Here is an 11,617-nt window from a genome sequence, read left to right as displayed (position 1 = left end):
TGGGCGGCAAACCCCACGCCCATCCGCCCCTGCCCCCCCGGGGGCTGGCGTTTGGTTAACCCGCCCTACAGTGTTCACCTTAGTTTTGGCCGCGCTCCTTATTCTCTTTATGCGCCGTTAACATAGAGTATCGGGCGGGTCGCTGCAAGCGTGCACGCGGCCCTTGCGGTTTCATCCTGTGCCGGCGCTCATCCGGTCGTCGCGGGCGCCATGCAGGTCGTCGAGCACCGCCTCGGCGGTGGTGGTGCCGCTGCGCAGCGCCCAGTGGATCGACGGCGGCGCAACGGACTCGCCGCAGAGCCAGAGCCCGTCGGCCAGTCTGCGCGGGTGTGCCGGCGCCTGCACCGGCGGCCGTTGCGCCGGCAGCGCGGCCGGCAGCCGGTAGATCGCCAGGCGTTGCCAGTCATTCACCGCCTTGCCGTACCAGACCAGCAGCTGGCTGCGCACCTCGGCCTCGACCGCGTCCGGCTGGCCGGCGCTGCCGAACACGTTGACTGCGATCAGCGCCTGGCCGGGCGGGGCGTAGCTGGCCGACAGGTTGCTGGGGCTGAGCAGGCTGTTGACGGGCCCCTGGCCGGTGCCGTTCAGCACCAGATCGGGGCCGTCGAAGGGGGCCTGCGCGGCGGCGAAGTACAGGCAGGTGGTGCCGCGGGTGGGCATGGCCGGGGTGCCGACCAGGTCGGCGGCGGCGTTGCCGTCGGTGGCCACGATGATGGCCCGCGCCGACAGGCGTTCGCCGCTGTCCAGCAGCACCGACCCGTCGCGTACGTCCTTCGCCCGTTGGCCGCAGTGCAGGCTCTCCGGTACCAGTCGCTCCGCGAGCTGCAGCGGGATCTGCGCCATGCCGTGTGCCGGCAGCGCAGTGTCGCCGAGGGCAAAGGCGCGGAACACGAACTCGAAGGCGCGACTGGAGACGTCCAGGTCGGGCTCGAAGAAGACGCCGGCGAAGAAGGGCTTGAAGAAGCGCTCCTGCATCTGCCGCGAGAAGCCCAGCTGCTGCAGCAGCGCCAGCGCGGTGGTCTCCGGGCGCGCGTACAGGTCCGCGATCCCGCCCTTCAGGGCGCGGTGCCGCAGCGCGAGCAGGCGCAGCTTGTCGCCGGTGGTGCCCACCGGCGATGCGAGCATCTCCGGCAGCCGGGCGGGTCGTCGCCAGATGTCGCTGACGCGGTGGAAGCGGCGCCCGATGCGGACCAGCGCGCCGGGGTAGAAGGGCCGCAGGTCCAGCGCATCGTAGTCCAGCATGTGCTGGGCCTCCGGGTACCAGGTCTGCAGCACCTGGAATCCCCGGTCGAGCAGAAAGCCGTCCTGGGTGTCGGTGGCGATGCGTCCGCCGGGGCGGTCGGCGGCCTCGATGATGTTGGCGCGGAGCCCCGCCTGTTGCAGTCGCAGCGCACAGGCCAGCCCCGACAGGCCGGCGCCGATGACGATGACGTCTGGATTCACGTTCGCGTCTCCTCAGTGATGCGGATGCGGCCGGTCGGCGTCAGGCCCCGTCCGCCAGTTGCCGGCGCAGGCGCTCGGCCTGTTGCCGGATGGCGGCCAGTGTATCCGGTTCCAGACGGTCGAGGTTCCGCCACATCAGCGCCGTGCGCGGATGCCCGGCGAAGCGCTCCCGGTGCCGGGCGAGAAAATCCCAGAACAGGGTGGTGAAGGGGCAGGCCTGGTCGCCGACGGACTGCTTGGGATCGAAACGGCAGTGGCGGCAGTAGTTGCTCATGCGGGCGATGTAGGCGCCACTGGCGGCATAGGGCTTGCTGGCCAGCCGGCCGCCGTCGGCAAACTGGCTCATGCCCAGGGTGTTGGGCGCTTCCACCCATTCCACGGCGTCCACGAACATGGCCAGGTACCACTGGTGCACCCGCCTGGGCTCGACCCCCAGAAGCAGCGCGAACAGGCCGGTGACCATCAGGCGCTGGATGTGGTGTGCATAGCCGTGCTCCAGCACCTGGCCGATGCTGTCCGCCAGGCAGACGTAGGGGGTGTCGGCGCTCCAGTAGAAGGCCGGCAACGGCTGTTGTGCCGTCAGCACGTTCTCGTCCAGCGCCTGCGGCATCCGCAGCCAGTACAGCCCGCGTACATATTCGCGCCAGCCGATGATCTGCCGCACGAAGCCCTCGACGCTGGCAATGGGCGCACGGCCGTCTCGCCAGGCGTCGACGGCGGCAGCCACCGCCTGGCGCGGATCCAGCAGTTTCAGGTTCAGCGCCGCCGACAGCCGGGCATGGTACAGATAGGGCTCGCCCTGCCACATGGCGTCCTGGAACGGGCCGAACGCCGCCAGCCGGTGGCGGATGAAATCCTCCAGCGCCGCCTGTGCCTGGGCGGCGGTGACCGGCCAGTCGAAGCGGTCCAGCCGGCCCGGCGCGTGCGGAAACCGCGCCTCCACCAGCGCCATGACCTCGCGCGTGACGGCGTCCGGGGCGAAGCCCAGCGGTTCCGGCAGCAGCCCCGGTCCCTGCCGGCCGAAGGCCTTGCGGTTGTCCTTGTCGAAGTTCCAGGCCCCGCCGACCGGTTCACCGTCCTGCAGCAGCACGCCGTCCCGCCGGCGGATCCAGCGGTAGAAATGCTCCATCCGCAGTTCCTTGCGGCCCCGCGCCCAGCCTTCGAACTCGGCGCGCGCGCACAGGAAGTGGTCGTCTTCCAGCACCTGCAACGGCAGGCCGGCGGCTTCGCAGGCCGCGGCCAGTTCCGTGGCGACGCGGTACTCCCCCGGCTGGGTCAGGCAGACCCGCTCCGGTCGCAAGGCGCTCAGGTCCGCCTGCAGGGCCTCGCCCAGACTGTGGTAATGATGCTGATCCAGCGCAAGGTAGCGCACCGACAGCCCTTCGGCCCGGAGCTGGTCGCGGAAATGGCGCATTGCGGACAGGAACAGGACCGTGCGCGCCCTGTGCGACGGCACATGGGTTGCCTCGGCGGGGGCCTCGCACAGCCAGATCAGATCCCGCTGTGGGTCACAGTCGCGCAATGCCGGGTTGGTCCGGTTGAGCTGGTCGCCGAGGACGATGCGAAGGACGTGGACCTCCGCTCTGGTCGCCGGCGTCTGCGCGCCTTCAGTCATGGGCCGGTTCCGGCTGATAGGCCACCTGGCGCTCGAACAGGGCGCGCACGCCGTGGATGTCGTCGGCCTCGGCCGGGCCCTTGTCCGGACGGTAGCGCTTGACCCGGGCGAAGCGCAGCGCCAGTCCGCCGGGGTAGTGACGGCTCTGCTGCAGCTCGTTGAAGGCGATTTCCACCACCAGCTCCGGGCGGACGTGGACGATCTGGTCATCGCGGGCGACGGCGCGCGCCAGCAGTTGCTCGGTCTGCCAGGCCAGCAGTTGATCGGTGAGCCCCTTGAAGGTCTTGCCCAGCATGATGAAGCCGCCAGCCCCGTCACGGGCGCCCAGATGCAGATTGCTCAGCCAGCCGCGGCGTCGGCCGCTGCCCCATTCCGCGGCCAGCACCACCAGGTCCAGGCTGTGGCTCTGCTTGAGCTTCAGCCAGTGACTGCCGCGGGCGCCGGCGGCGTAGGTGGATCCGGGGTCCTTGGCCATCAGGCCTTCGTGTCCGGCGGCCAGGGCCTGGGCAAGGAAGTCCGACGCCCGGGCGGCGTTGGCGGCCTCGATGAACGACGTGCGCATGGTTGCCGGTACGGTCTCGCTCAGCGCCGCCCGGCGGGTCCGCAAGGGGGCGTCGATCAGTGTCTCGCCGTCCAGGGCCAGGCAGTCGAAGCAGAACACCGTCAGCGGCAGCTGTTGCCGCAAGGCCGGGTCGTCCTGCTGTCGGCCGAAGCGGCGCATGGTGGTCTGGAACGGCAGCGGACGGCCGCTCTGCGTCAGGGCCAGGGTCTCGCCGTCCAGCACCAGTTCGCTGGCCGGCAAGGCGGCGACCTGGTCGATGAGTTCCGGCACGGCGGCGCTGACATCGTTGCCCTGGCGGCTGAACACGCGCACCTGCCGGCCGGATTTGTGGATCTGCACACGGGCCCCGTCCAGCTTGTACTCCAGCAGGGGCTCGGGCAGTTGCGCCAGGGCGTCGGCCAGATCATCCGCCGCGCTGGCGAGCATCGGCTGTATGGGCTGGAACAGGGTCAGCCCCAGGGCGTCGAGGCCGGCGCGGCCCGCGCTCTGGGCGAGACGGGCCACCTCGCCGATGTCGGCCCGCAACATCCGCGCCCGCTGCACGCTGCCGAGGGGGATGTCGAATGCCCGGGCGATGGCCTCCACCATCTGCGCCCCGAGGGCGCCCTGGCGCAGTTCACCCAGCAACAGCCGGCGCAGGAAGCCTTGCTCGTCCACGGTGGCCTCGGCGAACAACCCGGCCAGGGCTGCCGCACGCCGGGTCTGGCTGCCGCTACCGCGGATGTCGGCCAGGGCGTCCAGCCGACGGGCCAGGTCGGTCACCGTCAGCCGGGGCTGCGGGGCCGGTTCCACGGCATCGGTGGCGGCCATCTGTGCCGGGCCGATGTGGAGTCGCGCGGCGCCGGCCCTGCCGGGGGTCGATCCGGGCGTCGTTTTGGGCCGGATCTCTCCGGTGAGCCAGCGGGCGACCTGCTCGATTTCGCGACCGCCGACTTCATTCCTGCCGGTTTCACTCCCAGCGATGGCATCCCTGTCGCAGTGCCGCAGCAAGGCCGCCAGGCGATCGACCTTGGCCGCGCGGCTGCGGGTTGCCGCCAGCGCACGGGAGGCGTTGGCCAGGTCGATCAGACGCGTCATCCGCGAACCTGCGGCGGGCCGGCGAGCGACGCCGGTCAGTGATACTGCTCGGTGGTGTAGTGGCCGGGCTCGGTGCGCCGGTGGCGCTGCAGGCCGCGTTGTTCCAGCCAGTCGCGCACCTCCTTGATCATGGCAGAATTGCCGCAGAGCATCAGGTGGCTGTCGTCGGCGGTGATGTCGGCGTCGGCGGCCTGCTGCAGCGCGCCCGATGCCAGCAGCGTGGTGATGCGCCCCTGCAGGGCCGTGTCGTCCTGGTCGCGGGTCAGACTCGGGATGTAGCTGAAGGCTGCCCCGTGCGCCTCGCGGATGTCGGCGATGGTGTCGCCGTAGGCCAGTTCGCCAGTGTTGCGCGCGCCGTGGACCAGGATGATACGCTCGAACCGCTGCCAGGGCTCGGCGGTCTTCAGCATCGACAGATAGACGCCGAGGGCGGTGCCGGTGGCCAGCATCCACAGGTGACGGCGCGGCACGACGTTGTCCATGGTGAAGACGCCGCTGGCCTTGTCCGCCACCCAGATGCGATCACCCGGCTCCAGGTCGGACAGGCGGGGTGTCAGCGGACCCTCCGGCACCTCGTTGAAGAAGATCTCAAGCGGTTTTTCGTCGGGCGCGTTGACCAGGGAGTAGGGCCGTCCGACCCGTTCGCCGTCGAGATCGAGCGCGACCTTGATGTACTGGCCCGCAGTGAAGCCCGGCAGTGGCGCGTCGATTTGCAGGCTGTACAACGCCTGGGACCAGTGCTGCTTGCGGGCGATCCTGCCCTCGATCCATTGATTCATGCCTAGAAACCCTCCCGAGCCGTTGTGATGACTGCCGCGAAGCCCCTAAACTTGGTGCCATGGTGGTGGTTTCAACCGTCGGGTTGCGTCAGGGGTAGGGTCATTCAACAAGCCGACACCCAACCCACTCAGGCAGGGGCCGTAATCTGGTGGTTCTTCACCTCACCTTGATTGCCGAGGGTGGGTTGCTGGAGGTTGGCGGTGGCAGGCCCCATGTCCCGTGGACCTGTGCAAACCTGCGCTTGATGCGACTCTGAGGGGGCGACCATGTCTCTACGACCACTCTTCGTGCTGCTGATCGGAGGCCTGCTGATGTCTGACAATGCCGCGGCGAACTGTGCGCCGGCGCTGGATTTCGAGTATCGCCGTCTTGCCGGCGATGAGACCGTGCGGCTGTGCGACGCCTACCAGGGCAAGGTGATCCTGGTGGTCAATACCGCCAGCAAGTGCGGCTTTACCGGCCAGTACGAGGCGCTGGAGTCCTTGCACGAGACCTACGGCGACCGCGGGCTGGTGGTGCTGGGCTTTCCGTCCAACGACTTCGGCAACCAGGAGCCGGGCACTGAGGAGCAGATCCAGTCGTTCTGCCGCCTGACCTATTCGGTAAAATTCCCGATGTTCGAGAAGACCCACGTCAAGAAGGGCCTGGCAGATCCGTTCTTCGACTACCTGGCGCAGCAGACCGGCGCCTACCCCAAGTGGAACTTCTACAAGTACCTCATCGACCGCGACGGCAATGTGGTGGACTACTACACCAGCGTCACCTCGCCCAAGAGCGGCAAGGTCGTCAGCGCCATCGAAAGCCTGCTGTGACCCGCGGCCGGTGGCCGGCGGGCGGTCTGCCGGATGCGGGCTGAGCCATGGCTGAGATCCTGCTGCTGGCCCTGGTGCTGGGGCTGTCCGCCGGCCTCGCACCCGGGCCATTGCTCGCCCTGGTCATCGCTGAAACCCTGAGACACGACGTGGCCGCGGGCATCCGCGTGGCCATCGTGCCCCTGGTCACCGATCTGCCGCTGATTGCGCTGACACTGCTGCTGCTGGCACAACTGGCGGAACTGCAACTGGTGCTCGGCGCCATCTCCGTGGTCGGCGGGGTGGTGCTGCTGTTGATGGGCTACGAGGTCCTGCGGTCGCCCGGCATCGTCGTCGACCCCGGGCCGGACGTGTCGGTGCGCCCCCCGACCTCGCTGGTCAGGGGCGCGCTGGCCAACCTGCTCAGCCCGCATCCCTACCTGTTCTGGATCAGCGTCGGCGGGCCGTTGATGCTCAAGGCCATGGCCGTTGCCGTCGCGTTGCCGGTGCTGTTCGTGCTGATCTTCTACGCCTGCCTGGTGGGCTCGAAGATCCTGCTGGCGGTGATGGTGGGGCGCTCGAAGGCGTTGCTCAGCGGGCGGGCGCTGACCTACGGCTTCCGGCTGGTCGGGGTGTTGCTCTGTCTGCTTGCCCTCGGCCTGTTCAGTGACGGTCTGGGCCTGCTGGGCAGCATTGGCCAGGGCGCCATCGGCAGCGATATCCTGCCCGCGAAAGCCTGAGAGGGCATACAGGGGTTACACTCGCGCAAACGGCAGTCACCCTGGCGGGGTGAGGAGAGACCCATGGCATCGGCATTTCGTACCCGCGCCGGACTGGCGCTGAGTCGCGAACGGGTGCGCGGCAACATCCGCCGCGCCATGGACGGGCTGGTGGCCAAGCGGCGCGCCGCCTTCCCGGACGACGCGGAACTGGCACAGCTGCGCGATCAGGGGCAGGCGATCCGCGACCACGCGCTGGCCAACCTGCCGGCGTTGCTGGAGCAGCTTGAACAGCGCTGCCGCGTCAACGGCATGCAGGTGCACTGGGCGGCGGATGCCGCGCAGGCCAATGCCATCATCCTCGATCTGTTGCGCGGTCACGGGGCCAAGGCCGTGATCAAGGGCAAGTCCATGGTGTCGGAAGAGATCGGCGTCAACGCCTATCTCGAGCGGCACGGCATCGAGCCCATCGAGACCGACCTCGGCGAGCTCATCCTGCAGCTCGGCAACGAGCATCCGTCGCACATCATTACACCCGCAGTGCACAAGGATCGAGCGGAGATCGCCGCGTTGTTCAACCGGCACTTTCCCGACGAGCCCTGCAGCGACGACATCGACCAGCTCACCGCCCTGGCCCGCAGGGTCATGCGGGCGCGTTTCCAGGGTGCCACAGTGGGCATGTCCGGCGTGAACTTTGCCGTTGCCGAGACCGGCACCCTGTGTCTGGTGGAGAACGAGGGCAACGGGCGCCTCAGCACCACGGCGCCGGATATGCACATCGCGGTAACGGGGATCGAGAAGGTGGTGGCCCGCCTGGATGCCCTGGCACCGCTGCTGACCCTGCTGACCCGCAGCGCCACCGGACAGCCGGTGACCACCTATGTGAACATGATCAGCGGACCGCGCAAGCCGGACGAGCGCGACGGTCCGCGCGAGGTTCACCTGGTGCTGCTGGACAACGGCCGCTCGCGCATCCATGCCGATCCGGAACTGCGCGCCACCCTGCGCTGCATCCGCTGCGGCGCCTGCATGAACCACTGTCCGGTCTACACCCGGATCGGCGGACATGGCTACGGCACTGTGTATCCGGGTCCCATCGGCGCCATTCTCGAGCCCCAGCTGCAGGGCCTGCAGGTGCAGGGCGAGCTGGCCCAGGCATCCAGCCTGTGCGGCGCCTGTGCCGAGGTCTGCCCGGTGCGCATCCCGATCCCGCAACTGCTCAACCGGCTGCGCCACGAACATGCCGAGGGCCCTACCGCAAGCCAGTCCCCAAGCCAGTCCGCCAGCCCCGCGTCCAGCCAGTCCGTCCCAATCCAGGCCGTCCCCGGGGGGCATCGGCCGGGTCTGCAGGGCCGCGTCTGGCGCGCCTGGGCGCTGCTGCACGCCAGCCCCGCCCGTTATCGCTGGATGCGCCGCACCATCGGCGGGATGGGTGGCTTGCTTGATGGTCCGTTTGGCGGGTTATTGGGCGGGCTGTTCGGACCATGGACCCGGAGCCGGACCCCGCCGCGGTTGGCTCGCCGCGGGCTGCAGGATCTGGCGCGACAGGAGGGCTTTGCCGATGACTGATACGCGAACCCAGATCCTGCAGCGGCTGCGGTCCGCGAACACCGCTACTGCATCCGTGCCGGGATCCGAGCCGGCATCCCCATCAGCCGCGACCCTGACCTCGGCGCCGACCTGGCCGGTGCGCCGATTCGACTGGGGACCCGAGGAACTGACCGATCGGTTTCGCCGCGGCATCGAGGCGGTGCGTGCCGAGGTGCACGCGGTGGGCGACGATTGGCCCCGGCAACTGGCGGCGCTGCTGCAGGCCAGGGGTGCGCGGAACCTGCGCTACGGCCCGGACGGTCCGCTGGCCCCGGCGCTGATCCAGGGCTGGCCGACAGCAGAGGGCGTGCCCCGGCTGGTGCCGCATGATCAGCCCATCGAGGCCTGCCGCCGGGCGTTGTTCGATGACACCGACGCCGGCTTCACCGCCTGTCGTGCCGGCATCGCCGAGACCGGCTCGCTGGTGCTCTGGCCCACCCCGGCGGAGCCGCGGCTACTGTCGCTGGTGCCGCCGATCCATTGCGTGCTACTGGAGGCGGACCGGATCGTCTCGACCCTGCATGAGCTGATGCAGCGGGAAGGCTGGGCGCAGCGGATGCCAACCAACGCCCTGCTCATCAGCGGTCCGTCGAAGTCGGCCGACATCGAGCAGACCCTGGCCTATGGCGTACATGGCCCGGCGGAGCTGATCGTGCTGCTGCGCACTACATCAGCAGCAGGAACAGGATCAGCCCCCCCAGCAACAGCCGATACAGCACGAACGGCAGCATGCTGACGCGCTCGATGAAGCGCAGAAACAGATGGATGCTCAGATAGGCCACCACGAAGGACAGCAGCGCCCCCAGCCAGAGCGCGTGCCAGTCCACCGGCACAGCGCTTTCCAGCAGTTCCCGCCCGGCCAGCAGGCCCGCGAGGGAGATGGTGGGAATGGACAGCAGGAACGAGAAGCGTGACGCGGCCTGCCGGGTGAGCCCGAGGAACAGCCCGGCGGTGATGGTGATGCCGGAGCGCGAGGTGCCGGGGATGATGGCGATGGCCTGAAAGCAGCCGATGATGAGTGCCGCCGCCCAGTTGATCGCATGCAGGTCCAGCCGGTGGCGGCCGCGGACATCGGCATACCAGAGCAGCAGGCCGAAGCCGATGGTGGTGCTGGCGACGACCAGTGCGATCAACTGATCGTCTTGCCGCAGTCCGTCCAGCAGCGTCTTCAGCGGCAGCCCGAGCACCAGGATGGGCAGGGTCGCCAGCACGACCATCCAGCCCAGGCGCGCGTCCGCGGCGGCGGCCGGCGACAGTGCCCGCCGGCGCAGCCGGTTGCCCACCATGCCACCGGCCAGGCTCCCGGCCATGCCCACGCCGATCGCCAGCAGGTCACGCCGGAAATAGGTCAGCACCGCCAGCAGCGTACCCAGGTGTACGGCGATGTCGAAGGAGAGGTCTTGCAACTCGTAGCCGAACAGCAGCGGCGTCAGTATCAGGTGCCCGGAACTGGAGATGGGCAGGAACTCCGTCAGCCCCTGCACGAAGGCAAGCAGGGCGATTTGTAGCGTGTCCATAGGGATCGTGTTCTTGCGTGTGGCCGTTGTCTGAGCGTGGGTGATATGAACGTGGAATGGGGGGCGAGCAGGGCCGGGGCAGCAGGGAGCGCGGCGTCATGCCGCGAGTTCGAGGGCGATCCACGCGCCCGGCGGCGGCAGGCTTCGGCGTGCCACGGCGCAAATGGCGGGGTGTCCATCGCTGTCGCCGGCCATGGCATGGTGCACCTCTAGCCCGATCGGGTCCGGCTCCTGATGGCGCGCCAGGCCGCGGCCGTCGGCCTTGACCCGGGCCTCCAGCGCCGTCCAGTGCAGGTGAAAGTGGCGCAGCTGCGTCGCCCCCGGCGGCAGCGCGGCCAGGGCCGCGTGCGTCTCCGGCGGGAACATCCGCCGCGCGATGCCAAGCAGGTTGTCGCGCCCGCGCTCCAGTTCGCAGTCGATGCCCACGGGCTCTTCGGCGCTGACGGCCAGCAGTGCCAGGTCGCCGCTGTTGGTCAGGTTGAACTCCAGCCGACGCTCCGTGGCGGTGATCTCCGGCTTGCCGGCGGCCCCGTAGCGAAAGCCGATCCGCGCAGGATGCAGGTCCAGATACCGCGCCAGGATCCGCCGGCAACCGGCATGGGTGCGCAGATAGCGCAGCCGCGGCTCGGCGCGGCGCAGGCGTGCCAGGCGCTGCTGTTGATCCGGTGACAGCAGCGCGAGCGCCCGGGCGTCCGCCGCCGGATCGGTGCCGTGCAGCGGAATGCGCCACAGGTGCAGGCCGGTCGGTGTCAGCGGCGGCGGTGCGTCGACAGCCACCCAGCGCAGCCGCCGGGGAGCGGTGTCCGTCATGGGGGCGGTGCGCGCCGGCGGACCTCGCAACCGCTTTGCGCCTCTGCAGGTCTTTTTGCGATCATCTCCGCATCATGCCGCCAAGGGGCGCGTCCTGCAACGCGCCGGCAAGAGACCGGAGCCACTCCGGCCCGAAGGTTCAACCCATCAGGAGGCACCGTGTGAGCGCACTGCACCTGCCGTTGCTCGAGGCCCGCCTGGAGCGCATCTGCGAAAAGGGCTGCAAGCGGGTCTGGCGGGACATCGCCTGCCTGGAACAGGGCGAGGAACTGCCGGAGGCGGCGGGCCTGAACGCCGCCGAACGGGCCTGGTTGCTGCAGGAGCTCAAGACCGTCATGGCCGTCTACGGCCAGCGCTGCTCGGTGGACGGCCCCACGGAATGACGCTGCGGCCCCACTGATCCGGGCGCCGCGGGTTGCTGCTGACGGCCTTGATCATCGCGCCCGCCGGTAGCCGGTAGGGTGGACAAGCGTAGCGCCGTCCACCAAACCCCGTGCTGGCGCTGGTGGACGGCGCTGCGTTTGTCCCTACACGCTCTGCTTCGGGAGATGGCTGGAACGATGATCAAGGCCAGATTTCGTGCGGAACCTGGCCGGCTGCGGCGTGAACCTGTCGTTCCGCAGGGTCTAGCCGGTTTGGTGGACGGCGCTGCGCTTGTCCATATATGGTCCGCCCCGCGATGCAAGAGCGAAATCGCTGTTGAACAGAAGAAG

Annotated in this window: 11 protein-coding genes; 5 read left to right on the top strand and 6 right to left on the bottom strand. The window is 69.1% G+C overall.

The window, feature by feature from the left end; all coding sequences use genetic code 11:
• Nucleotides 1-171: 171 nt before the first annotated feature.
• Genes F2Q65_RS18655 through F2Q65_RS18640 form a run of 4 tightly spaced genes read right to left on the bottom strand, consistent with a single transcriptional unit; the run spans nucleotide 172 to nucleotide 5,476 of the window.
• On the bottom strand, nucleotides 172-1,443 hold the full coding sequence (locus F2Q65_RS18655) for a protoporphyrinogen/coproporphyrinogen oxidase (protein ID WP_150094907.1): 1,272 nt from the start codon (nucleotides 1,441-1,443) through the stop codon (nucleotides 172-174).
• A gap of 40 nt (nucleotides 1,444-1,483) precedes the next feature.
• A complete protein-coding gene (locus F2Q65_RS18650) occupies nucleotides 1,484-3,058 on the bottom strand; it encodes a cryptochrome/photolyase family protein (RefSeq protein WP_150094906.1) in 1,575 nt (524 codons plus the stop codon).
• Nucleotides 3,051-4,697, bottom strand: coding sequence for an ATP-dependent DNA ligase (locus tag F2Q65_RS18645; protein ID WP_150094905.1), 1,647 nt, complete (start codon nucleotides 4,695-4,697; stop codon nucleotides 3,051-3,053). Before F2Q65_RS18645 ends, F2Q65_RS18650 begins: the two co-directional genes overlap by 8 nt.
• Nucleotides 4,698-4,732: 35 nt before the next feature.
• On the bottom strand, nucleotides 4,733-5,476 hold the full coding sequence (locus F2Q65_RS18640) for a ferredoxin--NADP reductase (RefSeq protein WP_150094904.1): 744 nt from the start codon (nucleotides 5,474-5,476) through the stop codon (nucleotides 4,733-4,735).
• A 267-nt stretch (nucleotides 5,477-5,743) separates the two neighbouring features.
• On the opposite strand from F2Q65_RS18640, the gene F2Q65_RS18635 reads away from it, so the two are divergent.
• From F2Q65_RS18635 to F2Q65_RS18620, 4 genes are all read left to right on the top strand, one after another.
• Nucleotides 5,744-6,289 (top strand): glutathione peroxidase, encoded by a 546-nt coding sequence (locus F2Q65_RS18635; RefSeq protein ID WP_150094903.1) that lies wholly within the window; start codon nucleotides 5,744-5,746, stop codon nucleotides 6,287-6,289.
• 47 nt (nucleotides 6,290-6,336) lie between these two features.
• Complete coding sequence (locus F2Q65_RS18630; RefSeq protein ID WP_150094902.1) at nucleotides 6,337-7,008, top strand: LysE family transporter; 672 nt, start codon at nucleotides 6,337-6,339, stop codon at nucleotides 7,006-7,008.
• A gap of 63 nt (nucleotides 7,009-7,071) precedes the next feature.
• Complete coding sequence (locus F2Q65_RS18625) at nucleotides 7,072-8,556, top strand: LutB/LldF family L-lactate oxidation iron-sulfur protein (RefSeq protein ID WP_150094901.1); 1,485 nt, start codon at nucleotides 7,072-7,074, stop codon at nucleotides 8,554-8,556.
• The gene (locus F2Q65_RS18620; RefSeq protein WP_150094900.1) at nucleotides 8,549-9,313 is read left to right on the top strand and encodes a LutC/YkgG family protein; all 765 of its coding nucleotides are present in this window, start codon (nucleotides 8,549-8,551) and stop codon (nucleotides 9,311-9,313) included. The genes F2Q65_RS18625 and F2Q65_RS18620 overlap by 8 nt, the downstream gene beginning before the upstream one ends.
• Here F2Q65_RS18620 and F2Q65_RS18615 read toward each other — a convergent pair.
• Nucleotides 9,243-10,094, bottom strand: a complete 852-nt coding sequence (locus F2Q65_RS18615) for an undecaprenyl-diphosphate phosphatase (protein WP_150094899.1) — start codon at nucleotides 10,092-10,094, stop codon at nucleotides 9,243-9,245. The two genes, F2Q65_RS18620 and F2Q65_RS18615, sit on opposite strands and share 71 nt — an antisense overlap.
• Before the next feature lie 96 nt (nucleotides 10,095-10,190).
• Complete coding sequence (locus F2Q65_RS18610) at nucleotides 10,191-10,904, bottom strand: 4'-phosphopantetheinyl transferase family protein (RefSeq protein ID WP_150094898.1); 714 nt, start codon at nucleotides 10,902-10,904, stop codon at nucleotides 10,191-10,193.
• 161 nt (nucleotides 10,905-11,065) lie between these two features.
• Here F2Q65_RS18610 and F2Q65_RS18605 point away from each other — a divergent pair, with 161 nt between their 5' ends.
• Complete coding sequence (locus F2Q65_RS18605; RefSeq protein ID WP_150094897.1) at nucleotides 11,066-11,287, top strand: hypothetical protein; 222 nt, start codon at nucleotides 11,066-11,068, stop codon at nucleotides 11,285-11,287.
• The last annotated feature ends 330 nt before the right edge of the window (nucleotides 11,288-11,617 follow it).

The sequence above is a fragment of the Thiohalocapsa marina genome (assembly GCF_008632335.1).
Classification (GTDB): Bacteria; Pseudomonadota; Gammaproteobacteria; order Chromatiales; family Chromatiaceae; genus Thiohalocapsa; species Thiohalocapsa marina.
Note: the sequence above shows the minus strand (reverse complement) of the source record. Positions and strands in the feature narration are given on the sequence as shown.

Bases quoted from the DNA above. Each gene is read 5' to 3' on its own strand.
- F2Q65_RS18615 (WP_150094899.1), bottom strand. From the start codon at position 10,094: ATGGACACGCTACAAATCGCCCTGCTTGCCTTCGTGCAGGGGCTGACG.
- F2Q65_RS18630 (WP_150094902.1), top strand. From the start codon at position 6,337: ATGGCTGAGATCCTGCTGCTGGCCCTGGTGCTGGGGCTGTCCGCCGGC.
- F2Q65_RS18625 (WP_150094901.1), top strand. From the start codon at position 7,072: ATGGCATCGGCATTTCGTACCCGCGCCGGACTGGCGCTGAGTCGCGAA.
- F2Q65_RS18620 (WP_150094900.1), top strand. From the start codon at position 8,549: ATGACTGATACGCGAACCCAGATCCTGCAGCGGCTGCGGTCCGCGAAC.
- F2Q65_RS18610 (WP_150094898.1), bottom strand. From the start codon at position 10,904: ATGACGGACACCGCTCCCCGGCGGCTGCGCTGGGTGGCTGTCGACGCA.
- F2Q65_RS18640 (WP_150094904.1), bottom strand. From the start codon at position 5,476: ATGAATCAATGGATCGAGGGCAGGATCGCCCGCAAGCAGCACTGGTCC.
- F2Q65_RS18650 (WP_150094906.1), bottom strand. From the start codon at position 3,058: ATGACTGAAGGCGCGCAGACGCCGGCGACCAGAGCGGAGGTCCACGTC.
- F2Q65_RS18635 (WP_150094903.1), top strand. From the start codon at position 5,744: ATGTCTCTACGACCACTCTTCGTGCTGCTGATCGGAGGCCTGCTGATG.
- F2Q65_RS18645 (WP_150094905.1), bottom strand. From the start codon at position 4,697: ATGACGCGTCTGATCGACCTGGCCAACGCCTCCCGTGCGCTGGCGGCA.